This is a genomic window from Serinicoccus sp. CUA-874 (genome assembly GCF_001942225.1).
GTDB classification, from domain to species: Bacteria; Actinomycetota; Actinomycetes; order Actinomycetales; family Dermatophilaceae; genus Ornithinicoccus; species Ornithinicoccus marinus.
On record NZ_MKJZ01000037.1, the window covers coordinates 209931 to 235592 of the forward strand.

Below are 25662 nucleotides of genomic sequence, written 5' to 3' on the forward strand. Positions count from 1 at the left end.
CAAAGCTCACGGCCGCAGCACGACGTGGCCTGCCGCGGTCGACACCCGCAGCCAGGGGCCGTTGCGGTGGACGAATGCCGCGGCCCCGGGAGGTAGGCCAGCCCCGTCCGGCGGGAGGAAGCCGAGCGCGTGCGCGGCGAGCGCTGCCCCGGCCGGCACCGCAGCGCCCGCTCCCTCGCCAGACCCACCGGTCCCCGGCAGCGGTCGCCCCCACACCCGGGCCCGCAGTGCGCCCACGGCCGCCGAGCCGGAGCCCTCGGGCGAGCCCTGCGCCACCTCGGCGATTCCGTCACGCGCCCCCTGCGCCAGCAGCTCCGGCGCGATCTCGTCGACCCGCTCCCAGCCACCCATGGGCGGCGAGAGCGCAGTCCAGGGCGGCGTGACCGTCGTCGGCGGCACCGGCAGCGTCATCGACACGTCCCCGGTCGAGGCCCGCCTCGCGAAGCGGTCGGCCAGCCCGGCCAGCGGCACGGTGACGTCGAGCGCCTCCTGCCCGGTCGCGAGCGCCATCGCCCGCAGCCCCAGCACGAGCCCCGAGCGCAGCACGCCCTGACCGGGCAGCACGCACACCCAGGCGCCCAGCACCGGACGCGCACCGCCGGTCACCTGCAGCCGGATGGCGCCATCCTCGTCCAGCACCGATGCCCGCCGCGCGTACGTCGCGAGGTCGGCCAAGCCCTCCCCGTCCGGGAAGGCGAGCCTCGAGCCGCCGCTCACCCGGTCGCCCCGCGGGCCCCTCCGCCGACCGACCGGTCGCTGCGCAGCACGGGGCTCGGGCCGGTCACCGCGGCCAGCGCCTCCCGCTCCTCCGCCCCGAGCCGCCGCGGCCGCTGCTGCCGCAGGTCGTAGGCGACCAGGCTCACCCGGCCCCGCGCATAGACGGTGTCGTCCCCCTCCGGCCCGGCGACGGCATACCCGAGCTCGAAGCTGGCGCCCCCGACCCCGCCGCACCACACCGCGACCCGGGCGGGGGCATAGGCGAACTCCATCGGCAGCAGGTAGTCGATCGCCTGCGAGACCACGAGCATCCCCTCGTCGATGAGGTCACGGCCCTGACCGAACCACGCCTTGAAGGCGTAGACCCGGGCCTCCTCGAAGAGCCGGAGGTACTGCACGTTGTTGACGTGGGCGTAGGCGTCCAGGTCCGACCAGCGCACGGTGATGTCGAAGACCGAGGCCACCTCGGGGACGTCGGGCAGGGAGGTGCTCATGGCGCCATTGTGTCGCGACGCCCGCGTGGCGGGGGCCACGGGTGCCGACCCTCGATCCCGGCGACTGGTAGCGTGGGCGGGGACCCTGCGACACGAGGAGACCGATGACCGCCACCGATGTCGGCACGGACCGCGACCGCCCCGGCACCGGGGTGAGCGTCGCGTTGTTCGCGACGTGCTTCAACGACACGATGTGGCCCGAGGCCCCGCGCGCCACCGTCACCCTGCTCGAGCGCCTGGGCTGCCGCGTGGCCTTTCCGCGGGAGCAGACGTGCTGCGGGCAGATGTTCACCAACACCGGGTATGCCGACGCCGCCACCCCGCTCGTGCGCCGCTTCGTCGACGTCTTCGACGGCTTCGACCACGTGGTCGCGCCCAGCGGCTCCTGCGTCGGATCGGTCCGGGAGCAGCACGCCATGCTGGCCCGACGGGCCGGTGACCACGGGCTGGAGCGCGAGGTCGAGGAGCGGGCCCCGCGGGTGCGCGAGCTGTCCGAGTTCCTCGTCGACGTGCTCGGGGTCACCGACGTCGGGGCCTACTACCCGCACCGGGTCACCTACCACCCCACCTGCCACAGCCTGCGCATGCTCGGGGTCGGCGACAAGCCGCTGCGGCTGCTGCGCGAGGTGCGGGGCCTGGACCTCGTCGAGCTGCCGCGCGCGACCGAGTGCTGCGGCTTCGGCGGGACCTTCGCGGTGAAGAACGCCGACACCTCCATCGCCATGGGCGCCGACAAGGCCCGGCACGTCCGCGACACCGGCGCCGAGGTGCTCGCCGCGGGCGACAACTCCTGCCTGGCGCACATCGGTGGGATCCTGGACCGGCAGCGCTCGGGAGTGCGCACCGTGCACCTCGCGCAGATCCTCGCCGCGACCGAGGAGGACCCGGCGTGAGCGGCATACCGGCGCAGCAGACGTCGTCCACCTTCCTCGGCATGCCCTCCTTCCAGCGCGCCGCGAAGGGCGCCCTCGCCGACACCCAGCAGCGCCGCAACCTCGCGCACGCGACCGCCACGATCCGCGCCAAGCGGGCCGCCGTGGTGGGCGAGGTCGCTGACTGGGAGGCGCTGCGCGTTGCCGGGGCGGACGCCAAGGACGAGGCGCTGCACCACCTGCCCGACTACCTCGAGCAGCTCGAGGCCAACCTCACCGCGCGCGGCGCGACCGTGCACTGGGCCCGCGACGCGGCCGAGGCCAACCAGGTCGTCATCGACGTCGCCCGGGCCCAGGGCACCGACGAGGTGGTCAAGGTCAAGTCGATGGCCACCCAGGAGATCGAGCTCAACGAGGCGCTCGAGGAGGCCGGGATCGCCGCCTGGGAGACCGACCTGGCCGAGCTCATCGTGCAGCTCGGCGAGGACCGCCCCAGCCACATCCTGGTGCCGGCCATCCACCGCAACCGGGCCGAGATCCGGGAGATCTTCCGGCGCGAGATGGGCGGGGCCGGGCGGGCCGCGCCCGAGGACCTCACCGACGAGCCGGCGCGGCTGGCCGAGGCGGCACGGCTGCACCTGCGGGAGAAGTTCCTGCGCGCCAAGGTCGCCGTCTCCGGCGCCAACTTCGCGGTCGCCGACACCGGCACGCTCGTCGTCGTCGAGTCCGAGGGCAACGGCCGCATGTGCCTCACGCTCCCCCAGACGCTGGTGAGCATCGTCGGGGTGGAGAAGGTGCTGCCGACCTTCGCCGACCTCGGCACGATGATGCAGTTGCTGCCCCGCTCCAGCACCGGCGAGCGGATGAACCCCTACACCTCCACCTGGACCGGCGTCACCCCCGGCGACGGGCCGCAGGAGGTGCACGTCGTGCTCCTCGACAACGGCCGCAGCCGGGTGCTCGCCGACGAGGTCGGCCGGGAGGCGCTGCGCTGTATCCGCTGCTCGGCCTGCCTCAACGTCTGTCCGGTCTACGAGCGGGCCGGCGGGCACGCCTACGGCTCGGTCTACCCCGGGCCCATCGGCGCGGTGCTCAACCCGCAGCTGCGCGGTGTCTCCTCCGACGTCGACAAGAGCCTGCCCTACGCCAGCTCGCTGTGCGGCGCCTGCTTCGAGGCCTGCCCGGTGCGGATCGACATCCCCTCCCTCCTGGTCCACCTGCGCACCCAGGTCGTCGACGAGGCCAGTGGGCGCAGCGCGGAGGCCGCGGGTATGCGCGCCGCCTCCTGGGTCTTCGGCGACCACCGCCGGCTCGAGGCCGCGCAGAAGGCGGCCACGATCGGCGGTCGGCTGCTCGGCGACCGGACCATCCGGTCGGTGCCGGGTCTGGGCGCCTGGGCCCAGCGCGCGACGTGCCGACCCCACCCACCGAGACCTTCCGGCAGTGGTGGGCGCGCACCCACCGCAACGACGGGCATACCGGGGAGGACGCGTGAGCGCGCGCGAGGAGATCCTGGCGCGGCTGCGCGAGGCCACCGCCGACGTGACCACCCCTGTCGGCGCGCGCGGCGAGGTGCCGACCATCTCGGCCGCCCCGGCGTCCGCGGCGGGGACCCTGGACCTCTTCGTGGACAACGTCGCCGACTACCGCGCCACCGTCGTCCGCTGCGCCCCGGACCGGGTCGGAGCGGAGGTGGCCGCTGCGCTGGCCCGCGGCCGGGCGCACGCCGTGCTCGTGCCCGACGGGCTGGAGGCGACCTGGGTGGAGCCCTCGCAGGCGGCCGGGATGTGGCTGCGCCGCGACACCGGTGAGGACGGCAGCCCGCTGAGCCCTGGCGCGCTGGACGAGATCGACGCGGTGGTGACGGCGGCCCGCGTCGGCATCGCGACCACCGGCACCATCGTGCTGGACCACACCGAGGACCAGGGCCGCCGGGCGCTCACCCTCGTGCCCGACCAGCACGTCTGCGTGATCCGCGCCGACCAGGTCGTCCACGACGTGCCCGAGGCGGTCGCCCTCCTGGACCCTGCCCGCCCGTTGACCTGGATCAGCGGCCCGAGCGCGACCAGCGACATCGAGCTGGACCGGGTCGAGGGCGTCCACGGGCCCCGCGTCCTCGACGTCGTCGTGGTGGGCTGAGCTGCCCTGCCGCTCCCCGAGGACCTGAGCAGAGAAGAGTGCTCGGGACGCGTGCTGCAGCGCCTGTGTGGACAGTGTTTCTCTGCTCAGGACGCCGAGGGTGTGGCCCACCTGCCCCCATCGCCGATCCGGCGTCACTCCCCCCGCAGCACGTCGACGTGGACGTGGTCGAGGTGGCGCAGCACCGGGTCCTGCGAGCCGCCGGGGACGCGGTAGTCCTGCCAGCCCCGGACCGACTCACGCACCCCCCAGTAGTGGTCGTCGAAGATGACGTACTGCACCGCCAGCTCCTCGGCGTGCGCCACGAGCCACTGCGCGAGGATCCAGCCGCGGTCCCGGTTGGCCTCGCTCACGGGCCGGAGGAAGACGTCGACCGCCCGTCCGTCGTAGTGCGTGGACTCCGCGCCGTGGCCGGAGTCGACCCCGCCGGGGGCGAAGCCGCCGGTGGGCAGCTCGGGGAAGGAGCGCCGGACCTCCTCGAGCACGGTCTGGGCCCGCGGCGTGAGGCCGTCGGCGGTAAGCTCCTGCGCCACGACGTCGGGGGCGCTCGTCCGGCAGGTCAGCGCGGTGCTCTCGCGAGCGCCCCTGACGGCCTCGACGACGCCCTCCGGTATGCCCGCCCCGGCCGGGGCGGCCACGTCACCGTCGCCGGCGGCCGTCGCGGCCGCGGCCTGCGCCTGCTCCCGGTCCAGCGGCACCCGCTCACCGGCCACGACGACCGAGCACGGCGCCGCGGCCCGCTCGGCCCACCCGACCACCGGCCGCCAGGCGAGCACCGCCACCGCGGCGAGCAGCACCAGGGCGACGACGGCGACCCGGGTCCGCCGGGGCGGGGTGGGTGGGGGCATACCACCATCGTGCCGTGCGCTGCTGGCCCGCGGCTGGGAGCCGACCGGCGTAGCGTTGCCCCATGAGCGAGCCCTACTACGCGCAGGACGTCCCGGACACCCACCGGCCCTATGTCGCGGCCCCCGACCGGCACCAGAAGCTGGACTACCGCCGGGTGGGCGAGAGCGGACTGCTGCTGCCGCCGCTGTCCCTGGGGCTCTGGTACAACTTCGGCGACAACCGGCCGTTCGACACCCAGCGGGAGATCCTGCGCCGCGCCTTCGACGAGGGCATCACGCACTTCGACCTCGCCAACAACTACGGCCCGCCCTACGGCTCCGCGGAGGAGAACTTCGGGCGCATGATGCGCACCGACTTCGCGCCCTACCGGCACGAGCTGGTGCTCTCGACCAAGGCCGGGTGGGACATGTGGCCCGGGCCCTACGGCATGCTCGGCTCGCGGAAGTACCTCCTGACCAGCCTGGAGGAGTCGCTGCGCCGGATGAGCGTGGAGGCCGTCGACATCTTCTACTCCCACCGCGCGGACGAGGACACGCCCGTCGCGGAGACCATCGGGGCGCTCGACACCGCGATCCGCCAGGGCAAGGCGCTGTATGCCGGGATCTCCAGCTACTCCCCGGAGCGCACCGCCGAGGCCGTTGCCGTGGCGCGAGACCTGGGCACGCCGCTGGTCATCCATCAGCCGGCCTACAGCATGCTCAACCGGTGGCCCGAGGACGGCCTGCTCACGACGCTGTCGGAGCACGGCATGGGCTCGATCGGGTTCACCGCGCTCGCCCAGGGACTACTGACCGACAAATACCTCGGCGACGGCGAGGCCCAGCGCTCGATGCAGCGTCCCTCCTTCGACGAAGGGGTGCTCACCGAGGACAACCTGGAACGGCTGCGCGGGTTGGCCGCCGTGGCCCAGCGGCGCGGGCAGAGCCTGGCCCAGATGGCGCTGTCCTGGGCGATCCGGCCCGGTGGGGTGACCTCGACCCTCATCGGCGTCTCCAGCGTGCGGCAGCTCGAGGAGAACCTCGCGGCCGCCCACCGCACCGACTTCACCGACGAGGAGAGCGCCGAGATCGACCGGCTGTCGGGCAGCACCGAGGGGGTCGACCTCTGGGCGGCCTCTGCCGACATCGAGTGAGTGACTAGGCTTCGCCCCGTGACCGAGGCACCCCTGGACTACCCCATCGACGACCTGCTCGACGTGCTCGACCTGCGCCGGGAGGGCAGCACCACCATCCGGGTCGCCTCGCCCGAGGGGTTGGGCGAGGACCTGGCGGACTCGCAGGGCGACGTCTTCTCCGCTCGCAGCCAGCCCATGCCGCACGGCCGCGTCTTCGGCGGCCAGGTGATCGCCCAGTGCCTCATCGCTGCGGGCCGCACGGTCGAGCCGGCGGAGGACGGCACCGACCCCGCGCCGCTGGACCGCCCGATCCACTCGATGCACGGCTACTTCCTGCGCCCGGGCGACGCCGACCGTCCGCTGCGCTTCCTCGTCGAGCGCATGCGCGACGGGCGCAGCTTCAGCGCCCGGCGGGTGCACGCCGTCCAGGACGGGCGCATCCTCATGTCGATCATCATGTCCTTCCAGGAGCAGGCCGGCGGCCTGGAGCACCAGATCGCGATGCCCGACGTCCCCGGGCCGGACGGTCTCCGCTCGGACCGGCAGATCCTCGAGCAGGTGCCGCACCCGGTCGCGCAGGAGACCGCGCGGCGCCGACCGGTCGAGCTGCGCCACGTGGAGCCGCTGCTGCTCGGCCCGACCGAGCCGGGACCGGGCGAGCAGTCGGTGTGGCTGCGGATCGCCCGCGAGCTGCCGCAGGACCCGCTGCTGCACGCGGCGATCCTGGCCTACGCCTCGGACTACGTGCTGCTCGAGCCGGTGCTGCGGCGTCACGGCCTGGGCTGGGGCGACCCGCGGCTGCGTCCCGCGAGCCTGGACCACTCCATGTGGTTCCACCGCCCGGCACGGGTCGACGACTGGGTGCTCTACACCCAGAGCTCCCCGTCCGCGCAGTCCGGTCGGGGGTTGGGGACGGGGCACATGTTCGCCGCCGACGGGACGCTGCTCGCGACCGTCGGACAGGAGGGCATGGTGCGGCTCAAGGGGTCCGCGGACCAGTGAGCGCTGACGCTGCGTCAGGGTAACGATCCGGTCACGACGGGATCCCTGCACCATCTCGCTGTAGACACCCTGGGTACCCCGGACGATACTGCCAAGGGTCACCTCTGGGGATCACGCGGCTCGTCAACGGAGACGGGCTGTCCAGCGGCGGCGCCCCACCGTTCCAAGCAAAGGACACACTGTGCACCAGCCATCTGCTCGCCGGAGGACGCGCCTGCTGGCGCTCGCCGGCGCAGGGGCCGTCGTCGCACCGCTGGCCCTGGTCGCCCCCGCAGCATGGGCGAACCCGGAGATCACGGTCAACGAGGACGGGACCTACATCGTCATGCTCGCGGACAGCTCGCTGGCCGCTTACGAGGGCGGCGTCAGCGGCATCCCCGCGACCAAGCCCGCCGAGGGGGAGAAGCTCAGCACCACGAGCGCCGCCGCCGAGGAGTACACCGCATACCTCGACCGGCAGCAGAACGCCGTGCTCGACTCGGTCGGCCTGGACCGGGCGGACGCCCGCTACACCTACTCGACCTCGTTCAACGGCTTCACCGCCGAACTGACCGGCTCGCAGGTGTCCGCCCTGCGCAAGGACCCCGCCGTCGCCGCGGTGTGGGAGGACGAGGTCCGGACCACCGACACCATCACCACCCCGGACTACCTGGGCCTGACCGGCGAGGACGGCGTCTGGAACACCCAGTTCGGCGGCGACGCCGACGCGGGTGCGGGCATGGTCGTCGGCATCATCGACACCGGCTTCTGGCCGGACAACCCCAGCTTCGCGGCCCTGCCGGGCGACCCGGAGCCGCCCGCCGACTGGAACGGTGAGTGCGTCGAGGGCGACGCGGCCGACCCGGCCGACAACGTGGAGTGCAACAGCAAGGTCATCGGCGCGCGGTACTACCCCGAGGGCAACAACACCGCGTTCGACTTCCTGTCGCCGCGCGACACCGACGGTCACGGCAGCCACGTGGGTGGCACCTCGGCCGGCAACATCGACGTCCCCATGGACTTCGCCGGCACCGAGCTGGGCACCGGCAGCGGTATGGCGCCGGCCGCCCACCTCGCGTTCTACAAGGCGCTCTGGGCGACCGCGGACGGCGGCGGCAGCGGCACGACCGGTGGCCTGGTCGCCGCGATCGACGACGCGGTCGCCGACGGTGTGGACGTCATCAACTACTCGGTCTCCGGTTCCTCGCAGTTCGTGGTGACCGCTGACGAGCTGGCCTTCCTCGACGCCGCGGACGCCGGCGTCTTCGTGTCGACCTCGGCCGGCAACTCGGGCGACGACCTGGGTCCGGGCTCGGTCGCGCACAACTCGCCGTGGACCATGACGGTCGCCGCCTCCACGCACGACCGCACCAACTCGGCCGAGGTCGAGCTGGGCGAGCCCCCCGTCACCCGCATCGCCGGCGACAACCGCTACGAGACCGCTGCCGAGATCGCGGCGGCCTACCCCGATGGCGTGGACACCGTCTACATCGTCACCGGCGACCAGTTCGCCGACGCCCTCTCCGGCGCCGCGGCCGCCTCGCAGGGCCTCGTCCCCGCGACCGGCCTCGACCAGCCGGCCGTGGCCCCCGACGGCTCCCCGGCCCCGGTCCTGCTGACCAAGGTCGGCGAGCTCCCGACCGCCACGATCGAGGCCCTCGAGGCGATCGACCCCGACAACATCGTCGTGCTCGGCGGCGAGAACGCCGTCAGCACCACGGTGAGCGACGCCCTCGAGGCGTACGGCACGGTGACCCGCGTCGCCGGTGACGACCGCTACGAGACCGCCGCCCTGGTCGCGCAGCAGTACGGCGACGCGGACCACGTCTACGTCGCCACCGGACAGGACGAGGCCTTCCCGGATGCGCTGTCCGGCTCCGCGCTCGCCGGGAGCGAGGGCGTGCCCGTGCTGCTCACCAAGACCGACCGGGTGCCCAACTCGGTCCGTGAGGCACTTGCCGCGATGGGCGACCCCGAGGTGCACGTCATCGGTGGGCCCAAGGCCGTGACCGGTGACGTCTTCGAGGAGCTCGGCGCCTCTGAGCGCCTCGCCGGCAAGGACCGGTACGGCACGTCCGTCGCCGTCGCCGAGCAGTTCGGCTTCAGCGCGGACGACCCGGCGCCCGTGGTGCACACCGCCACCGGGCGCGACTACCCGGACGCTCTCGCGGGGTCGGCACTCGCCGGCTACCAGGGCGTGCCCGTCATGCTGAGCCGCCCCGACCGGGTGCCCAGCGTCGTGCTCGACGGCATGGAGGCGCTGGCTCCCGAGTCCGCGGTCATCCTCGGTGGCGAGGGTGCGCTGAACGACGACGTCCGGATCCAGATCAAGGCGCTGTTCGCGGACAGCACTCAGACCTATGCCGGCATCAGCGCCGGTGCAGGTGCCGGCCCGGCCCCGCTGGTCAACTCGGTCGACATCCCCGCTGCGGGCGCGACCGCCGACCAGGCGCTGCTGTGCCTGCCGGGCTCGCTGGACGCGGCCGAGGCTGCGGACCACATCGTCATCTGCACCCGCGGCACCAACGCCCGGGTGGAGAAGAGCGAGACGGTCGAGGCCGCCGGTGGTGTCGGCATGATCCTGGCCAACAACACCAACGACGAGTCGCTCAACGGCGACTTCCACTCGGTGCCCACGATCCACGTCAACGGCACGGCCGGTGACGCGATCAAGGAGTACGAGGCCTCCGACCCCGACCCGATGGCCACCATCTCGGCCTCCGGCGAGGGCCCGGAGATCACCGTCCCGGAGATGGCCGGCTTCAGCTCCTACGGCCCGGCGATCGCCGGTGGCGGGGACCTGCTCAAGCCGGACATCACCGCCCCGGGTGTCGACGTCATCGCCGCGGTCTCCCCGGCCGGGTCCGCCAGTGGCAGCAACTTCGACAGCCTCTCCGGCACCTCCATGTCCGCCCCGCACATCGCCGGCCTGGCCGCGCTGATGATGCAGGACAACCCGGACTGGGGCCCGATGGGCGTCAAGTCCGCCATGATGACGACGGCCGACCCGACCAACTCCGAGGGCGAGCTGATCAACTACGCCGGTGCGCCGGCCAGCCCGCTCCACTACGGGTCCGGTGAGGTCGAGCCGGGTGTTGCCTACGACACGCCGCTGGTCTACGACTCGGGTGCCGAGGACTGGCTGGCCTACGCCTGCGCCATCGGCCAGCTGCAGCTGGTCGGCTTGGCCGCCATCTGCGAGGACATCGGCACGACCGATGCGAGCGACCTCAACTACCCGAGCATCGCCATCGGTGACCTGGGCGGCGCGCAGACCGTCACCCGCACCGTGACCGACGCGACGGGCGACGGTGGCACGTTCACCGCCGAGGTCGAGGCGCCCCCGGGCGTCGACGTGGTCGTCGAGCCCGCCACGGTCACCGTGGAGCCCGGTGGCACGGCGACCTTCACGGTCTCGTTCACCACCGCGGGTGCGCCGCTGGACGAGTGGACCTTCGGGTCGCTCACCTGGACTGGTCCCGGCGCCGACGTGACGAGCCCGCTGGCCATCCGGCCGGTGGCCATGGGTGCGCCGGAGGAGATCCGCGGCGACACCACCGAGGGCTCGGCGACCTTCGAGGTCACCCCGGGCTTCACCGGTGAGCTCACCTCGGTCGTGCACGGCCTCATGGCCTCGCAGGTCACCGAGGTGGAGGTCACCTCCGACGGCCCGGCCGGTGGCGCCGACTACGACGACTACACTCAGACGGTCACGGTGCCGGAGGGCACCACGGCCATCCGGGTCGAGGTCGTGGAGTCGGAATGGACGCCGGCCGAGCTCGACCTGGACCTCTTCCTGGAGGACAGCGACGGCAACGTCGTCGCACAGTCGGCCGCCGGTGGCTCGGACGAGTCGATCACGATGATGGCGCCTGCCCCGGGCGATTACACCGTGGCCGTCGACTACTGGAACGGCGCCGCTGGTGCGTCGGCCAACGGTCCGCTCCACGTCTTCACGCCGTCCGCGGACGAGGGCAACATGTCGGTCACGCCGTCCCCGGTGACGGTGGTCGCCGGCACGCCGCTGGACCTGACCGCCGCCTGGACCGGGCTGGAGGCCGCCACCCGCTACATGGGTGCGATCGGCTACAGCGACGGCACCGAGGAGGTCGCCTACACCCTGGTCTCGGTCAACACGCCGTGACCTCGGCCGCCGGGGCGCAGCGCCCCGGCCGGTCACCGCGACGGGCCCGCCTCTCCCACCGGGAGGGGCAGGCCCTTCGCCTTCCCCCGAACGGCCGCGCGGTCTACGTCGACCGACCGCGCGGTATGCCTCAGGCCGACGGCTCCCGCACGTCGGCGATGGCGTCGGCGGCACGGACCAGTCCCAGGTGGCTGAACGCCTGCGGGTAGTTGCCCAGCATCCGACGCGAGGCCGGGTCGTACTCCTCGGCGAGCAGGTCCAACGGCGCCCCGGCGTCCACGCATGCGTGCATGAGCCGCTCGGCGTCCTCGATCCGGCCGGAGCGGGCATACTGCTCGACCAGCCAGAACGTGCAGATGAGGAAGGGTGCCTCTCCCCCGGCGAGACCGTCCATGTTGTCGCTCTCGGTCATCCGGTAGCGGTGCAGGAAGCCCTCGTCGTCGACGAGCTCGCGCTCCAGCCGCTCGACCGTGGCGAGCATGCGCGGGTCGTCGTAGCCGCAGAAGCCGGTGTGCGGGATCTGCAGCAGCGAGGCGTCCACCTCGTCGGCGCCGTAGGTCTGCCGGAAGGCTCCGTCCGGGCCCACGCCCTGCTCCTCGATCTCCCGGCGGACCCGGTCGCGCAGCTCGCGCCAGTGCTCCACGTCGCCGCGCAGGCCGTGCTCCTCGACGGCCCGGATCCCCTGGTCGAAGGCGGCCCACACCATGACCCGGCCGTGGGTGAAGAAGTGCTTGTCGCCGCGCATCTCCCAGATGCCGTGGTCGGGCTCGTCGAGCCGCTCGGCCTGGGTGGCGAGCATCATCTTCTGGATCCCCCAGCTGTAGCCGTCCTCAGCGATGCCGGCGTCCCGCAGGTCGGCCAGGGCGAGCATGACCTCGCCGATGACGTCGGCCTGGTACTGCGACGCGGCGCCGTTGCCGATGCGGACCGGGCGGGAGTCGGCATACCCCTGCAGGTGGTCCAGCTCGCGCTCGAGGAGGTCGCGCTCACCGGCCAGGCCATACATGATCCGCAGCTGGTTGGCGTGGCCGGCGATGGCGCGCAGCAACCAGTCCTTCCACGCCTGCGCCCCGCCGTCGAGCCCGTGCATGATCATCGCCTGGAGGGTGAGCGCGGAGTCGCGCAGCCACGTGAAGCGGTAGTCCCAGTTGCGCTCGCCGCCCGGGTCCTCGGGCAGCGAGGTGGTCGCTGCGGCGACGATGCCGCCGGTGTCGGTATGCGTCAACGCCCGCAGGACGGTCAGCGAGCGCGTCACCTGCCGCGCCCAGGGACCGGTCGCCTGGATCTGCCCGCTCCAGCCACGCCAGTCCCGGATGGTCTCCTCGAGCACCGCGGGGACGTCGATCCGCGCGGGCAGCGGCTTCCACGATGCCTGGCCGGTCAGCACCCAGGCCAGCTCCTCCCCCTCGTCCAGGGTGTGCCGGGCCCGGTGCGCGTCCTCCTCGCGGACCGCCTCGGGCAGCGGGCCGTGCAGGATGAGTCGCGAGGGCCCACCGACCGCGGTGAGCACCTCCTCGGTCCGGCCGTCCTCCTCCTCGACCGTGGTCCGGTGCACCCACGGCCGCACCGTGGCGTACTCGAAGCGCATGACCAGCTCGTGCTCGACCTCGACCCGTCCGGAGGTGCACCGCACCACCCGGACGATGTCGGAGCGGCCGTCGACGTGCGGCATGAAGGTCGTCACCTCGGCGGCGCCGTCGGGGCCTCGCCAGCGCGTGCGGAAGACGAAGGTGCCCTCGACGTAGTCGCGGTCCTCGACCTCGCCGTCGACGACGCGGATCAACCAGCGCCCGTCCTGCTCGGTCCCGAGCAGGGAGGCGAAGACGGAGGGCGAGTCGAAGCGGGGCAGGCAGAGCCAGTCCACGCTGCCCTCGGGTGAGACGAGCGCGGCGGTGCGCATGTCGCCGACCACCGCGTAGTCGCCGATGGGGACGTCCGGGCCAGGGTTCTCCGCCGCAGTCATACCCAGGATTCTGTCAGCCGCGTGCGGCGCGTCCGGCACCCCTGCCGCCCGCGCGTGGCGGTGCACACCTGCGGCACAGGTGGGCGGTGCACCATAGAGCGACCGGTCGGCCGCACCCGTGGGTGGCTGACCGCCCGTGACGGACGAGCGAGAGGACACCGGCGATGTGGTGGAGCGACCTGCTGTGGGGTGTGTGGAACGCCTGACGGCGTGGGTGGTGCTCATCGCGCACGTCTTCGGCGCGTGGGAGCAGTTCCCCTTCTACAACGAGATGCGTGCCGGCAACTGGTACGACCTCGGCTTCCTCATGGGTGCCGGCTCACCGCTGCTCGGGATGCTGCGCTCGCGGTCAGGCTGAGCCGTCGACACCGCTGATGGGCAGCCGCCGCCGCGAGGCGTAGTCGCGGTCCTGCCCGGTGACCGGGTCGACGAAGGACAGCCCGGCCGCGAGCAGCTGCAGCGGCGTGCCGAGGTCGTCGGGGTCGACCGGCCGGACCGTGGGATAGAGCGGGTCGCCGTCGATGGGCATGCCGAGCCCGGCGAGGTGCACCCGGAGCTGGTGGGTGCGGCCGGTCTGCGGCGTGAGCCGGTAGTGCCCACGACCCGCACGCTCGCCGAGCAGCTCCACGTGGGTGACCGCGTCGGGCTCTCCGGCGACCGAGCGCGCCTGCAGCGAGCCGCGCTCCTTGACGATCCGGGTGCGGACGGTGAGCGGGAGGTCCACGTCGTCTCGGGCGGGGGCGAGCGCCTCGTAGGTCTTGCGCAGACCGCCGGCCTGGACCATCCGCTGGTAAGCAGCGCGGGCCGAGGCGCGGGTAGTGAGGAGCAGGACGCCGCTGGTCAGCCGGTCGAGGCGGTGGACCGGCGCGATCTCCGGCAGGTCCAGCGCCCGACGCAGCCGCACCACGACGGTCTCCGCGACGTGCCGGCCGCGGGGCATCGTCGCCAGGAAGGGCGGCTTGTCCACGACCAGCAGCCCGGTGCCCTCGTCGTGCTCGAGGACGTCGACCTCGAACGGGACCGGCACCTCCTGCGGCAGGTCGCGGTAGAGGTGGACCACCCCGCCCGGCCGGTATGCCGTCCCGCGGTCGACACGGGTGCCGTCCGCGAGGCGGATCTCGCCGACGGCGAGGCGGCGGGCGATCCCGTCCTCGTCGCCGGTGCGCTCGACGAGGAAGGCGACGACGCTCTCCCAGGAAGCCTCCAGGGGCATGCGGACGCGCGCCGGCCCCAGCCCGTCACGCGGCGGCAACGGGGGCTGGGGGCGGGGGCGGGGGGGCATACCGTGCGGACCGGGTGGCCGGTCCACGAGGCTCAGTCGCTCAGTCGCTCAGTCGCTCCGTCGCTCAGTCGCGGGTGAGCTTGCGGTGGGTCACCCGGTGCGGGCGGGCGGCCTCGACGCCGAGGCGCTCGACCTTGTTCTCCTCGTAGGCGCCGAAGTTGCCCTCGAACCAGTACCAGTTCGCCGGCTCGGAGTCGGTGCCCTCGTAGGCGAGGATGTGGGTCGCGACGCGGTCGAGGAACCACCGGTCGTGGCTGATGACCACGGCGCACCCGGGGAAGTTGAGCAGCGCGTTCTCCAGGCTGCCGAGGGTCTCGACGTCGAGGTCGTTGGTCGGCTCGTCCAGCAGCAGCAGGTTGCCGCCCTCCTTGAGGGTGAGGGCGAGGTTGAGGCGGTTGCGCTCACCGCCGGAGAGCACCCCGGCCTTCTTCTGCTGGTCCGGGCCCTTGAAGCCGAACTGGCTGACGTAGGCGCGGCTGGGGATCTCGACCTGCCCGACCTGGATGAAGTCCAGCCCGTCGGAGACGACCTCCCAGAGGGACTTCTCGGCGGCGATGCCGCCGCGTGACTGGTCGACGTAGGAGATCTCGACGGTCTCACCGACCTTGACCTCCCCGGCGTCCGGATCCTCGAGCCCGACGATGGTCTTGAACAGCGTGGTCTTGCCGACGCCGTTGGGGCCGATGACCCCGACGATGCCGTTGCGCGGCAGCGTGAAGGTCAGGTCGTCGATGAGGGTGCGCTCGCCGAAGCCCTTCGTGAGGTTCTTGACCTCGATGACCTGGCTGCCCAGCCGCGGGCCCGGCGGGATCTGGATCTCCTCGAAGTCGAGCTTGCGGGTGCGCTCGGCCTCGGCCGCCATCTCCTCGTAGCGGGCCAGGCGCGCCTTGTTCTTGGTCTGCTTGGCCTTGGGGTTGGAGCGGACCCACTCCAGCTCGTTCTCCAGCCGCTTGGCGAGCTTGGCGTCCTTCTTGCCCTGGACGGCCAGCCGCTCGCGCTTCTTCTCCAGGTAGGTGGAGTAGTTGCCCTCGTAGGGGTAGAGCCGACCGCGGTCGACCTCGGCGATCCACTGCGCCACGTTGTCGAGGAAGTAGCGGTCGTGGGTGACGGCCAGGACGGCGCCCGGGTAGGACGCGAGGTGCTGCTCCAGCCACTGCACCGACTCGGCGTCGAGGTGGTTGGTGGGCTCGTCGAGCAGCAGCAGGTCCGGCTTGGACAGCAGCAGCTTGCACAGGGCGACCCGGCGGCGCTCACCACCGGACAGGACGGTGACGTCGCTGTCCCCCGGGGGGCAGCGCAGCGCGTCCATCGCCTGGTCGAGCTGGGCGTCGAGGTCCCAGGCGTCGGCGTGGTCGATCTCCTCCTGGAGCGTGCCCATCTCGGCCATGAGGGCGTCGAAGTCGGCGTCGGGCGACGACATCTCCTCGCCGATGGCGTTGAAGCGGTCGACCTTCTGCTTGATCTCGCCGAGCCCCTCCTCGACGTTGCCGAGCACGGTCTTGTCCTCGTTGAGCGGCGGCTCCTGCTCGAGGATGCCGACCGAGTAGCCGGGGGTGAGCCGGGCCTCGCCGTTGGACGGCTGGTCCATGCCGGCCATGATCTTGAGGATCGTGGACTTGCCCGCGCCGTTGGGCCCCACGACGCCGATCTTGGCGCCGGGGTAGAAGGACATCGTCACGTCGTCGAGGATCACCTTGTCGCCGTGCGCCTTGCGGGCACGCGTCATGGTGTAGATGAATTCGGCCATGCCGCCAGGGTATAAGGGCGGGCGGGCCGAGTCCGAATCTCCGGGCCCGGCCCGCCCGCGCTCAGGCGCTGCGGGCCAGGGCGGCGTCGGCCTGCTCATCATCCTGCACCACGCCGTCCGCGTCGGTCGTGATCTCCGCGTCGGGCACCTCCCCGTCGGGCACCTCCTCGGACGAGGCGACCGGCCCGCCGGTCCTCTCCTCCAGCGCCCCGACGACCCCGCCGCCCCCGTGCTCCGGCGGGGCCTGGTCGTGGGCGCTCGTCGGGTCGGGGTCGTAGGCGACCTTGCCCCGGGTGAAGCTGCTCACCCCGAAGGTCACGTCGTGCCCGATGCTGTCGACGGTGACGCTGACGCGCGTGCCGCTCGCGTCGCCGGCCTTCCACTCGCGCAGCGCCAGCTTGCCGTGGGCGAGGACCGGGTCCCCCTTGCGAAAGCTGGCCAGGGCGGTGGCCCCGGTCCCCCGGAAGCACTGCAGGTCGACATACGTCGTGTTCTCGGTGATCCAGGCCTCCTGGCCGGCATCGAAGCGCCGTCGGTTGACCGCGATCGGCACGACGGCGAACGGCTTGCCCGAGGCGTGACTGACCTTGCGCTCGGGGTCGCGGGTCAGGTTGCCGGCGACGGTGACGGTCATCTCGTTGATCATGGTGCGTTCCCCTCCTGGACGTCCCACCCGCGGATGCGGGCGTGCCCCCACCCTGACCATCCCGGACGCCGGTGACTACCGGTATACCGGGATCTGTGGACGAGCGCCGCGCCCGGCGCAGGGTGTGGACGGGAGCGTCAGGCGGCGGCCTGGTCGAGCAGGGTGCGGGTCTTCTCGTGCCGGTCCAGCACCGTCATGACCGGCTTGCGCACGTGCCGGTAGGAGACCTCGTCGATGGCGTCGTCGAGCACCTGCTGCACGTGCCGCCGGCGTCGCGCGGCACCGACCCCGGCCGCGAGCCGGCCGATCAGGGCGAGCAGCAGCCCGGCCAGCACCCCGCCGACGAGCAGCGCCAGCGGGATCGGCACGGGGCCCCAGAAGGGCGCGTCCATCGGGAGCTGCAGCCAGCCCAGGACGACGAGCAGCACGAGCCACAGCAGCCCGGCCACCGCGGTCGTGGCGAAGAGCAGCTGCAGCATGCCGAGCACCGACCACCAGAAGGGGGGGCGGGTGCGCAGCGGCACCCCCACGATCGCCTGGTCGAGCGCGTCGGCGAGGGTGTCCTCCGGCGGGCTGGCCGCCTCGAGCACCGCGTCCGCCCAGCGCTGCGGGAGCTGCCCGCCCACGTCCTCACCGAGGCGTCGGGTGGCGAGCTGCACGTTGGCGCGGGCGGCCGGCGTCGGGCTCGGCAGCGAGGAGCGGCCGAGCACGGCGCGCACGTCGGAAGGCGCGATCCCGGCCTCACCGGGTGAGTCGTCGCCGAGCCGCAGCCGGCGCAACGGGTCCGGGCGCAGCCCCGCGACCCAGCGGGTGAAGGGCCAGCCGGTCCGTGCGGCAGCCCGGCGGCGGTAGTCGCGGTCCACCGCGTCGAGCACCACGGGGACGCCGGAGGCGACGGTGAGCGCCTGGTGCAGCCGCTGGTCGGCCTCCTGCCCGAGCTCCGGGGTCTGGTCGGCCGTCCCGCGCTCGCGCACCCGGTCGGCGCTGGAGCGCAGGTCCGCCACCAGGCGCGCCTCGGCCGCGTTGCGCGCGCCGACGACCTCGCCGATCCGGTCGCGCAGCTCGGGTATGCCCTGCTGCGTCCGCGCCGAGGTGGCGATGATGTCGTGCTCGCCGGCCCCGTCGGCCTGCACGAGGCGGCGCAGGTCGGCGGCGATCTGCTCGACCCCGCCCTCCTCGCGGATCCGGTCGACCTGGTTGAGGACGACGAGCATGACCGCGTCGTGGTGGCGCAGCGGCCGGAGGTAGTCGTCGTGCAGCCGGGCGTCGGCATACTTCTGCGGGTCGGCGACCCAGACGAAGACGTCGGCCCGCTCCAGGATGCGGTCGGCCTCGACCCGGTGCCGCAGCTCGCGGGAGTCGACGTCGGGCAGGTCGACGAGGACCAGCCCGTCCAGCCCGGCGTTGTCCTCGGTCATCGTCACGTGGTGGCGGTTGGCCACCCCGAGCCAGTCCAGCAGCTCGGCGGCGTCCTCGTCGCCCCACACGGCGGCCCCGGCCTCCGCGGTGGTGGGGCGACGGGGGCTGATCGCGGAGACGTCCTCGCCGGTCAGGGCGTTGAAGAGGCTCGACTTGCCCGAGCCGGTGGCGCCGGCGAGCGCGACGACCGTCCGGCCACCGGCGATCGCCCACCGCTCACCGACCCGGCCGAGCACCTCCCGGGCGGCACCGGCGGACTCCTGCTCCAGCTCGGGCCCACCGACGTCCAGCGCGGTGGACAGGTGCTCCGAACGCTCCACGACGGTGTGCTCGGCGATGGCGTTGCCCTTGCCCTTCCTCATCAGCGTGCCCCCTCGACCTGCGCCGCGGCCGACTCCAGCTCCTCGATCGGCTCCGGCGACACCGGCACCGACTCCGCCAGCACACCGTCGAAGCGGGCCTGCTCGGCGGCATACAGGGCGCGCACCTTGACGACGAGGTCGTCGCGGGCACGCGCCGCCATCCGACGGACCGCCTCGTCGCCGAAGACGGCCTCCAGCAGGCGCTGGGCGAGCACGGCCGAGCCGGCGCCGACGGCGACCTCGGCCCCGGTCGGGATGAAGGCGGTCGCGCTGAAGACGACGACCATGAGCAGGACGCCGAGCCCGTTGACGCCGAAGGCGAGGTAGCGCGCGGTCGTGCGTCGCGACCCGGCCTCCTCCTTGACCATCTCCAGGATGTCGCGCTGCCAGTCGCGGATCAGCCGCTCCACCTGCTCGGTGAAGCCCGGCGAGGCCTTGCCGAGCTCGGGGTGCTCCTCGACCAGGCCCCGGCCGCCGGGCGCCTGCTTCCACGCGCGGGCGGCGGTGCTGGCGGCGACCTGCCCGTGCGAGGTGATGAGCGCCGCGGCCCCGGTCTGCAGCGCCTCGCCCAGCGGCTCGGAGGTGACCTCCTTGCCGGTGAAGAAGGAGGCCAGCCGGTCACGGATCCGCCCGACGCCCGCCTCGATCGAGCGGAAGAACTCACCGGTCCCGACCAGCTCGTGCCAGCGCGCGAGCACCTCGCCGCGCAGCAGCGACCCGTCCTGGACTCCCTCGCCGACCGACTCCAGCGCGTCCCGGTATGCCTGCTCCGGCGCCTGCTGCAGCGCGCCCAGCGCCTCGACCTGGTGCCTGCCGGCCGTGGCGAGCGCCTGCGCGCGGGCACCGAGCGAGCCGAGCGTGCCGGCGAGGGTGCGGCGGATGACGACCGAGCGTGCCCGGGCGTCGCTGGCCAGCGAGTGCAGCCAGCCGCGCAGCCGCTCGCTCTGCTTGCCTGGGATGGCGCCGTCGTCGAGGTCGACCTCGGGGACGGTGAAGATCGGGGACTGCCCGAGGCCCTGCTCGCGCAGCATGGTGGCGAGGTGCACCCGCACCTGCTCCATCGCCTCCGGCGGCACCCGGTTGAGCACGATGGCGACCGAGGTCCCGCGCTCGCTGGCCTCGCGCAGCAGGCCCCACGGGACGGCGTCGGCATACCGGGACGCGGTGGTGACGAAGAGCCACAGGTCGGCGGCGGAGAGCAACTGCTTGGAGAGCTGGCGGTTGGCCTCGACCACCGAGTCGATGTCGGGAGCGTCCAGGAGCGCGAGCCCGGCGGGGAGCGCGTCTGCGGCCACCAGCCGCACCGCTCCCGGGTCCTCGACCTCGGCCGCGTCGCCGCGCACCCGGGCCAGCCCGGGTAGCACCCTGGTGTCGGTGAACCAGCGCGCGTCGTCGGGGTGGTGCACGAGCACCGAGGCCTTCGTCGTCGGCCGCAGGATGCCGGCCCTGCTGACCTCCTCGCCGACGACAGTGTTGACCAGCGTCGACTTGCCGGCGCCGGTCGACCCGCCGACGACGGCGAGCAGCGGCGCGTCGAGGGAACGCAGCCGCGGCAGGACGTAGTCGTCGAGCTGCTGCTCGAGCTCGCGGCGGGCCGTGCGGGCCTCCTGCGCGCCGTCCAGGTCGAGCGGGAGCGCGACCTCCCCGGCACCCGAGCGGAGCCTCTCGACAGCAGCGAGCAGCGCAGCGGGGTCCGAAGTCACGGCCCTAGTGTGGCCCTCGGGCCGCCGTCCACCAAGACGAACCGCCGGGCCGCTCAGCTGCGCGTCGCGTCGGCGTGCGCCAGCAGCGCCTTGGACTCCCCGAGGAAGCGTTCGGCGTGCTCGCCGAACCACTCCTCGACCTCGCCGAACTGCCGGACGAAGGCCTCGCGGTCGCCGGTGCGCAACAGCTCGATGGCCCGGGCGTAGCGCCGGTGGTAGCGCTCGATGAGCTCCAACGCGTCCGAGGAGCCGGTGATGATGTCGAAGTAGAGCTCGGCGTCCTGCGCGAAGAGGCGGCCGACCATGACCAGCTCGAGCCGGTAGATCGGCGAGGACAGCGCGAGGAGGGTGTCGAGGTCGCGGTCCTCGTGCGCCAGGTGCCAGCCGTAGGCGAAGGTCGAGAAGTGCCGCAGCGCCTGGATCAGACCCATCGCGTGGTCGTGCTCGTCGGCGTCGACCTCGTGCACCCGGGCGCCCCACAGCCGCACCTGCTCGACCAACCAGATGCTCGCGCCCGGGTCGCGCCCCGGCACCGCCGCGACGACCTGCTTGGCGAAGCTGTCGACGTCGGGGCCGAACATCGGGTGCATCCCCAGCACCGGCCCGGGGTGGGTCTCCAGCATCGCCCGCATGACCTCCCGCTTGGTGGAGGTGAGGTCGACGAGCAGGCAGTCGGCGGGCAGCGCGGGCAGGCCGCGCACCACCCCGACCGTGTCGTGGATCGGCACCGAGACGAGCACCATCCCGGCACCGTGCACCGCGGCCGCGACCTGCTCGGGGGTGTCGTCGCGCTCGACGACGCGCACGTCATACCCGGACAGCGCGAACATCCGCCCCCACAGCGCGCCCATCCGCCCCGCCCCGCCGACGACCACGACCGGGCCGAGGTCGGGTGCCTGCCGGGTGAAGCCCATGTTCTTCTCGTGGGTGTATGCCTCGCGCATGCACCGGCGCAGCACGTCCTCGACGAGGTCGGGCGGCAGGCCGCGCTCGGCGGCGCGCTCGCGCTTCGTGGCGATCATCGCGCGTTCCCGCGCGGGGTCGTAGATCGGCAACCCGTGCCGCCCCTTGACCTCCCCCACCTGGGAGACGAGCTCCAGCCGGCGCGCGAGCAGCTCCATCACCTGGGCGTCGACGTCGTCGATCTGGTCCCGCAGCGGCGCCAGGGCCTCCTGCGCCCCCGAGGGTGTGCTCATGGCGACCGATCCTAGAGGAGCGCGCACTAGACTGGGACGCTCCGGCCCCCGTAGCTCAATGGATAGAGCAACGGCCTTCTAATCCGTCGGTTGCGCGTTCGAGTCGCGCCGGGGGCACCGATCGGAGCAGGCGCCGGGTCCGGCCCGACCGGGTCGCCGCCCGGGGCCCGTCCAGGTCGCACACCCCGGCGCGATCGGGGACGCTGGAGGCATGAGCAAGCACACCCTCACCATCACCCTGGAGGCCGACATCACCGACGAGGACGCCCTCGTGGAGTCGGTCGAGCAGGACACCCCTGACGACTCGCTGTCCCCGCACGACATCCGCGAGGAGGAGCGCGCCGCCTCCAGCCTGGTGGCGGGCGTCTCCAAGGCCCTCAAGGACCTCTCGGTCCCCGGGGTCGAGATCAGCCAGCCCAAGGTCGAGGCCCGCGACGCCTGAGCGCTCCCCCACGCTCGTGCCTCTCCTCGTGACGCGGGCGTGCCTCTGGCGACGCTCGTGTCACAGGATGAGGCACAGGCGTGCTCAGGCCTGGGGCACGAAGACCCGCCGGTGCGCGGTGACGGCGTCGAGGATCCGCTTCTCGCGCGCCTGCCAGACCGGGTCCGGGCCGCCGGAGATGAGGTGCTTGCGCACCATCGCCAGCTCCCCGCTCTCGTCCTGGAAGGCCTCCATCGCCTTCTCGGCCTGCTTGCCCCCGACACCGCCGGCCCAGCGGCGCGCCCGGCGACGCTCGCCGGGGCTGGCGAGCATGGCGACCTCGGCGGGGGTGTACCACCCGGCCATGCCGTAGGTCGTGAGCGCGTCGCGCATGAGCCGGGACTCGCGGTTGCGGGCCCAGCGCAGCAGCAGCAGGAAGGCGATGAAGAGCGGGACCTGGACGACGAGGAAGAGCACGAGGTAGTGCTCCGAGGCGGCGACCGCGCTGTAGTTGAACAGCGCGTGCAGGAAGACCGCGCACGCCAGACCGACGAGCACGACCCAGGCGGAGCTGGCCCGGCGTCGGTGGGCGACCAGCCCGAGCGCCAGGCCGGTGCAGACGGTGAACATCGGGTGGGCGAACGGGCTGACCAGGCAGCGCATGATGAACAATCCGACCAGCCCGGGGGCGCCGGCCTCGAGGAAGGTCTGCCCCAGGTAGAGGATGTTCTCCACGAAGGCGAAGCCCGCGGCGACGATCCCGGCATACACGATGCCGTCGGTGACACCGTTGAACTCCCGCCTGGCGAAGAGGAAGATCAGCAGCACGCCGAGTCCCTTGGCGACCTCCTCGGTGAGCGGGGCCACCAGGACGGCGCCCGCGACGAGCGGGTCGGCCCCGGTGCCCGCGAGGACCGCCACCCCGAGCTCGTTGAGCAGCAGCGCCGCGAGCGTGGAGATCAGCGCGCCCCAGAGGAAGGCGAACCACAGCAGGCGTGCGGGCTCGGCCTCGAGCCGGTCGACCCAGATGAAGAGGGGTATGACGATGCCCAGTGCGAGCGAGGCGCTCAGCATGCCGAGGATCGCGGCCTGCAGCCCGACCGTCGTGGTGACGATGAGGGTCATGGCCAGCGCGGCCAGCCCGAAGACGCTCACCACCGCGCTCCAGAGCAGCACGCGACGGATGACCGGGCGCCGCGTGGCGTTGGGCGGCGTCGGCCCCTGCGGCTGCTGGAAGGACATCACCTGGTGCCAGTCCCCGGACGTGCCGGGGGCGCCGCTGCCGGCGGAGGAGCCGGGCAGGGAGCTGCCCGGCGGCGTGGGCTGGAAGACCATGGGCCTGAGGCTACCGGGACACGAGCGCCTACCCTGGATGCCGTGAGTGGTGAGCGGATCGTCTGGATCGACTGCGAGATGACCGGCCTGGACACGGTCGCGGACGCGCTGGTGGAGGTGGCCTGCCTCGTCACCGACTCCGAGCTGACCGTGCTCGGTGACGGCGTCGACGTGGTGATCCGGCCGCCGGACGAGGCGCTGGAGCAGATGGGCGACTTCGTGCGCACGATGCACACCGACTCCGGGCTCCTCCCGCTGCTGGAGGACGGCATCACCCTGGAGGAGGCGCAGCGCCAGGTCCTGGAGTATGTCCGTGCGCACGTCCCGGAGGCGCGCAAGGCGCCGCTGGGCGGCAACACGGTGAGCACCGACCGTGCCTTCCTCGCGCGCGACATGCCCGAGCTGGACGCGCACCTGCACTACCGGATCGTCGACGTCTCCTCGATCAAGGAGCTGGCCAAGCGGTGGTACCCCCGCGCCTACTACATGGCCCCCGCCAAGACCGGCGGCCACCGCGCGCTCGGCGACATCCGGGACAGCATCGCCGAGCTGCGCTACTACCGCGAGGCGCTCTTCCGCGAGCTGCCCGGGCTGGACTCGACCACGCTCAAGGAGATCGCGGCGCGGCACACCGAGGGCGCGGCGCCGGCCTGATCGGTCGGCCGATCGGCATACCCACCCCGAGCACGACGAAGGCCCCGGCACGATTGCCGGGGCCTTCTCTCGGGGTGAGCGACGGGGTTTGAACCCGCGACCCTCGCGACCACAACGCGATGCTCTACCTGCTGAGCTACGCCCACCACGCTGCCTGCGGGCGAGCCCGGGCAACGCCGACCATCGTAGCGCCTCCGGGGTGTGCCCGAGAAACGCGGCGGTCATCAGGAGCGTGGACGCGGAGACGGCTCAACGCCGCGAGGGCTCGCGACCCTCCAGCCCGGTCTCCTCCCCCGCGGCCTCGAGGTCCGCGGCGGCCTGCATGCGGGTCTCCCGCGCCTCGCGGACCACCTCGGCCTGCTTGGCCTCCTTCTTCTCCGTGCCCTCCACGTCGCGCGGCGGCAGCAGGATCTCGTCCTCGGCCGCCATCCCGGCGGCGAGCTCCTTGCCGCGCTCGATCTCGGCGTCGAGCTCGGCCCCCATGACCAGCGAGGTGTTGATGAGCCAGACCATGAGCAGCAGGATGATGACACCACCGAGGGCGCCGTAGGTGGCGTTGTAGCTGCCGGCGTTCATGGCGTAGACGAAGAAGCCCGCCCCGGCCAGGATCGCCATGATGACGGCGAGGATCGCGCCCGGCGCGAGCAGGCGGAACTTGGGCTGCCGGACGTTGGGGGTGCCCCAGTAGAGCAGGCTGACGATGGTCATGAGGATGACGAGGATGACCGGCCACTTGGCGATGTTCCAGACCATGGTGGCGGTCTCGTCGAGGCCGACGAGACCGAAGATCGCCTCGGACAGGGTGCCCGAGAGGGTCACCGACAGCACGATCGTCATGAGCATGAGCATCACCAGGACGGTGAGTGCGAGCAGCCACGGTCGCAGCTTCCAGATCGGCCGTCCCTCGTCGATGCCGTAGACGGTGTTCATCATCCGGCTGAAGGCGTTGACGTAGTTCGACGCCGACCAGAGGGAGCCGAGCAGACCGACGATGAGCAGGATGCCCGCGCCGCCCGAGCCGCTCATGCTCGCGAGGTAGTCCTGCACCGTGGAGATCGTGGAGTCACGCATCCCCAGGTCGCTGCCCAGGTCGGCGATGGCCTCGTTGGTGGCGTCGCCCTGGCCGATGAAGCTCAGCGACGTCGAGATCGCCAGGATCATCGGGAAGATCGACATCATCGAGTAGTAGGTCAGCGCGGCCGCGAGGTCGGTCCCCTTGTCGCCCATGAACTCGGCAAAGGTGCGCTTGCCCACGACCTTCCAGTCCATCGTCGTGGCGCTCTTGTCTGCGTCGTCGTCACTCACGGTCGTCAGTCTGGCACGGCGTCGCGGCCGGGGCAGGGTGTCGGCGCACCCCTCTACGATCGGCGCATGGGTATGACGATCGCCGATACCCCGGGCCTGTCACGTCCGATGCGGGACGCGTTGGCGCTGGCCGGCTTCAGCACGCTCGCGGACCCGGACGGGCAGCCGCGCACCGCCGTCGCCGGGCTCCACGGGGTGGGCAAGGTCGGCCTGGCGCGGCTGACGAGGCTCGTCGAAGTTCCTCAGTGATGCTCACTGATTTTCCCCACCTTGGGCGGGGTTCAGTGTAGCGGTCGGCGGGTGCCGGTGGTGGCGGCGC

General features: G+C 72.7%; 21 protein-coding genes, 2 tRNA genes and 1 pseudogene. 11 read left to right on the top strand and 13 right to left on the bottom strand.

Annotated elements, in window-relative coordinates; all coding sequences use genetic code 11:
- Positions 1 to 6 precede the first annotated feature (6 nt).
- A complete protein-coding gene (locus tag BJF80_RS15625) occupies positions 7 to 717 on the bottom strand; it encodes a DUF8185 domain-containing protein (protein WP_075814980.1) in 711 nt (236 codons plus the stop codon).
- Positions 714 to 1211: an acyl-CoA thioesterase gene (locus BJF80_RS15630; protein WP_075814982.1), complete on the bottom strand. Its 498-nt coding sequence runs from the start codon at positions 1209 to 1211 to the stop codon at positions 714 to 716. The genes BJF80_RS15625 and BJF80_RS15630 overlap by 4 nt, the downstream gene beginning before the upstream one ends.
- A 104-nt stretch (positions 1212 to 1315) precedes the next feature.
- Here BJF80_RS15630 and BJF80_RS15635 point away from each other — a divergent pair, with 104 nt between their 5' ends.
- From BJF80_RS15635 to BJF80_RS21320, 3 genes and pseudogenes are all read left to right on the top strand, one after another.
- Positions 1316 to 2104, top strand: coding sequence for a (Fe-S)-binding protein (locus BJF80_RS15635; protein ID WP_022924290.1), 789 nt, complete (start codon positions 1316 to 1318; stop codon positions 2102 to 2104).
- 41 nt (positions 2105 to 2145) lie between these two features.
- Positions 2146 to 3578 (top strand): annotated as a pseudogene (locus BJF80_RS15640) (LutB/LldF family L-lactate oxidation iron-sulfur protein).
- Between the two features lie 239 nt (positions 3579 to 3817).
- On the top strand, positions 3818 to 4222 hold the full coding sequence (locus BJF80_RS21320) for a LutC/YkgG family protein (protein ID WP_321166429.1): 405 nt from the start codon (positions 3818 to 3820) through the stop codon (positions 4220 to 4222).
- Between the two features lie 134 nt (positions 4223 to 4356).
- Here the strand turns inward: BJF80_RS21320 and BJF80_RS15650 are convergent, their stop codons facing one another.
- Positions 4357 to 5070: a VldE C-terminal domain-containing protein gene (locus BJF80_RS15650; RefSeq protein ID WP_075814986.1), complete on the bottom strand. Its 714-nt coding sequence runs from the start codon at positions 5068 to 5070 to the stop codon at positions 4357 to 4359.
- Positions 5071 to 5132: 62 nt separating this feature from the next.
- On the opposite strand from BJF80_RS15650, the gene BJF80_RS15655 reads away from it, so the two are divergent.
- The 3 genes from BJF80_RS15655 to BJF80_RS15665 all read left to right on the top strand — a co-directional run bounded on the left by BJF80_RS15655 (position 5133) and on the right by BJF80_RS15665 (position 11310).
- Entirely contained in the window at positions 5133 to 6203 is a 1071-nt protein-coding gene (locus BJF80_RS15655; protein WP_075814988.1) for an aldo/keto reductase, read from the top strand.
- Positions 6204 to 6221: 18 nt separating this feature from the next.
- Positions 6222 to 7187, top strand: a complete 966-nt coding sequence (locus BJF80_RS15660) for an acyl-CoA thioesterase (RefSeq protein WP_075814990.1) — start codon at positions 6222 to 6224, stop codon at positions 7185 to 7187.
- A 181-nt stretch (positions 7188 to 7368) separates the two neighbouring features.
- The gene (locus BJF80_RS15665) at positions 7369 to 11310 is read left to right on the top strand and encodes a cell wall-binding repeat-containing protein (RefSeq protein ID WP_075814992.1); all 3942 of its coding nucleotides are present in this window, start codon (positions 7369 to 7371) and stop codon (positions 11308 to 11310) included.
- A 130-nt stretch (positions 11311 to 11440) separates the two neighbouring features.
- Here the strand turns inward: BJF80_RS15665 and BJF80_RS15670 are convergent, their stop codons facing one another.
- On the bottom strand, positions 11441 to 13273 hold the full coding sequence (locus BJF80_RS15670; RefSeq protein WP_075814994.1) for a glycoside hydrolase family 15 protein: 1833 nt from the start codon (positions 13271 to 13273) through the stop codon (positions 11441 to 11443).
- 193 nt (positions 13274 to 13466) lie between these two features.
- Here BJF80_RS15670 and BJF80_RS15675 point away from each other — a divergent pair, with 193 nt between their 5' ends.
- Positions 13467 to 13631 (top strand): hypothetical protein, encoded by a 165-nt coding sequence (locus tag BJF80_RS15675; protein ID WP_237767662.1) that lies wholly within the window; start codon positions 13467 to 13469, stop codon positions 13629 to 13631.
- Here BJF80_RS15675 and BJF80_RS15680 read toward each other — a convergent pair.
- The 6 genes from BJF80_RS15680 to tyrA form a co-directional block, all read right to left on the bottom strand.
- Positions 13623 to 14486 (bottom strand): pseudouridine synthase, encoded by an 864-nt coding sequence (locus tag BJF80_RS15680; protein ID WP_237767663.1) that lies wholly within the window; start codon positions 14484 to 14486, stop codon positions 13623 to 13625. The two genes, BJF80_RS15675 and BJF80_RS15680, sit on opposite strands and share 9 nt — an antisense overlap.
- 133 nt (positions 14487 to 14619) lie before the next feature.
- Positions 14620 to 16302 carry an energy-dependent translational throttle protein EttA gene (gene ettA, locus BJF80_RS15685; RefSeq protein ID WP_075814998.1) on the bottom strand — a complete coding sequence of 561 codons (1683 nt, stop codon included), beginning with the start codon at positions 16300 to 16302 and terminating at the stop codon, positions 14620 to 14622.
- 61 nt (positions 16303 to 16363) lie between these two features.
- The gene (locus BJF80_RS15690; protein ID WP_075815000.1) at positions 16364 to 16948 is read right to left on the bottom strand and encodes a single-stranded DNA-binding protein; all 585 of its coding nucleotides are present in this window, start codon (positions 16946 to 16948) and stop codon (positions 16364 to 16366) included.
- Between the two features lie 137 nt (positions 16949 to 17085).
- Positions 17086 to 18729 carry a YfjP family GTPase gene (locus tag BJF80_RS15695; RefSeq protein WP_075815002.1) on the bottom strand — a complete coding sequence of 548 codons (1644 nt, stop codon included), beginning with the start codon at positions 18727 to 18729 and terminating at the stop codon, positions 17086 to 17088.
- The gene (locus BJF80_RS15700; RefSeq protein ID WP_075815004.1) at positions 18729 to 20432 is read right to left on the bottom strand and encodes a dynamin family protein; all 1704 of its coding nucleotides are present in this window, start codon (positions 20430 to 20432) and stop codon (positions 18729 to 18731) included. The genes BJF80_RS15695 and BJF80_RS15700 overlap by 1 nt, the downstream gene beginning before the upstream one ends.
- A 53-nt stretch (positions 20433 to 20485) precedes the next feature.
- Positions 20486 to 21628 (bottom strand): bifunctional chorismate mutase/prephenate dehydrogenase, encoded by a 1143-nt coding sequence (gene tyrA / locus BJF80_RS15705; protein WP_075815005.1) that lies wholly within the window; start codon positions 21626 to 21628, stop codon positions 20486 to 20488.
- Between the two features lie 44 nt (positions 21629 to 21672).
- Here tyrA and BJF80_RS15710 point away from each other — a divergent pair.
- Both BJF80_RS15710 and BJF80_RS15715 read left to right on the top strand, forming a co-directional pair.
- Positions 21673 to 21745 (top strand) — tRNA-Arg (locus BJF80_RS15710).
- A 94-nt stretch (positions 21746 to 21839) separates the two neighbouring features.
- On the top strand, positions 21840 to 22070 hold the full coding sequence (locus BJF80_RS15715; protein ID WP_022924305.1) for a hypothetical protein: 231 nt from the start codon (positions 21840 to 21842) through the stop codon (positions 22068 to 22070).
- Between the two features lie 84 nt (positions 22071 to 22154).
- Here BJF80_RS15715 and BJF80_RS15720 read toward each other — a convergent pair whose 3' ends face one another.
- Complete coding sequence (locus tag BJF80_RS15720; RefSeq protein ID WP_083652738.1) at positions 22155 to 23384, bottom strand: PrsW family intramembrane metalloprotease; 1230 nt, start codon at positions 23382 to 23384, stop codon at positions 22155 to 22157.
- Positions 23385 to 23426: 42 nt separating this feature from the next.
- On the opposite strand from BJF80_RS15720, the gene orn reads away from it, so the two are divergent.
- Complete coding sequence (gene orn / locus BJF80_RS15725; RefSeq protein WP_075815006.1) at positions 23427 to 24038, top strand: oligoribonuclease; 612 nt, start codon at positions 23427 to 23429, stop codon at positions 24036 to 24038.
- A gap of 73 nt (positions 24039 to 24111) precedes the next feature.
- Here orn and BJF80_RS15730 read toward each other — a convergent pair.
- Together BJF80_RS15730 and BJF80_RS15735 are read right to left on the bottom strand one after the other, a co-directional pair.
- Positions 24112 to 24184 (bottom strand) — tRNA-His (locus BJF80_RS15730).
- 103 nt (positions 24185 to 24287) lie between these two features.
- On the bottom strand, positions 24288 to 25343 hold the full coding sequence (locus BJF80_RS15735) for a YihY/virulence factor BrkB family protein (protein WP_075815008.1): 1056 nt from the start codon (positions 25341 to 25343) through the stop codon (positions 24288 to 24290).
- Positions 25344 to 25415: 72 nt separating this feature from the next.
- Here BJF80_RS15735 and BJF80_RS15740 point away from each other — a divergent pair, with 72 nt between their 5' ends.
- On the top strand, positions 25416 to 25592 hold the full coding sequence (locus tag BJF80_RS15740) for a hypothetical protein (protein ID WP_202817233.1): 177 nt from the start codon (positions 25416 to 25418) through the stop codon (positions 25590 to 25592).
- Positions 25593 to 25662: the final 70 nt, after the last annotated feature.

What these genes read in the sequence shown, in the direction of transcription:
- BJF80_RS15630 (WP_075814982.1), bottom strand. Translation starts at nt 1,211, where the DNA reads ATGAGCACCTCCCTGCCCGACGTCCCCGAGGTGGCCTCGGTCTTCGAC.
- BJF80_RS15740 (WP_202817233.1), top strand. Translation starts at nt 25,416, where the DNA reads ATGACGATCGCCGATACCCCGGGCCTGTCACGTCCGATGCGGGACGCG.
- ettA (WP_075814998.1), bottom strand. Translation starts at nt 16,302, where the DNA reads ATGGCCGAATTCATCTACACCATGACGCGTGCCCGCAAGGCGCACGGC.
- BJF80_RS15690 (WP_075815000.1), bottom strand. Translation starts at nt 16,948, where the DNA reads ATGATCAACGAGATGACCGTCACCGTCGCCGGCAACCTGACCCGCGAC.
- BJF80_RS15720 (WP_083652738.1), bottom strand. Translation starts at nt 23,384, where the DNA reads ATGGTCTTCCAGCCCACGCCGCCGGGCAGCTCCCTGCCCGGCTCCTCC.
- BJF80_RS15695 (WP_075815002.1), bottom strand. Translation starts at nt 18,729, where the DNA reads ATGAGGAAGGGCAAGGGCAACGCCATCGCCGAGCACACCGTCGTGGAG.
- BJF80_RS15680 (WP_237767663.1), bottom strand. Translation starts at nt 14,486, where the DNA reads ATGCCCCTGGAGGCTTCCTGGGAGAGCGTCGTCGCCTTCCTCGTCGAG.
- BJF80_RS15635 (WP_022924290.1), top strand. Translation starts at nt 1,316, where the DNA reads ATGACCGCCACCGATGTCGGCACGGACCGCGACCGCCCCGGCACCGGG.
- BJF80_RS15715 (WP_022924305.1), top strand. Translation starts at nt 21,840, where the DNA reads ATGAGCAAGCACACCCTCACCATCACCCTGGAGGCCGACATCACCGAC.
- BJF80_RS15650 (WP_075814986.1), bottom strand. Translation starts at nt 5,070, where the DNA reads ATGCCCCCACCCACCCCGCCCCGGCGGACCCGGGTCGCCGTCGTCGCC.
- tyrA (WP_075815005.1), bottom strand. Translation starts at nt 21,628, where the DNA reads ATGAGCACACCCTCGGGGGCGCAGGAGGCCCTGGCGCCGCTGCGGGAC.
- BJF80_RS15655 (WP_075814988.1), top strand. Translation starts at nt 5,133, where the DNA reads ATGAGCGAGCCCTACTACGCGCAGGACGTCCCGGACACCCACCGGCCC.
- BJF80_RS15670 (WP_075814994.1), bottom strand. Translation starts at nt 13,273, where the DNA reads ATGACTGCGGCGGAGAACCCTGGCCCGGACGTCCCCATCGGCGACTAC.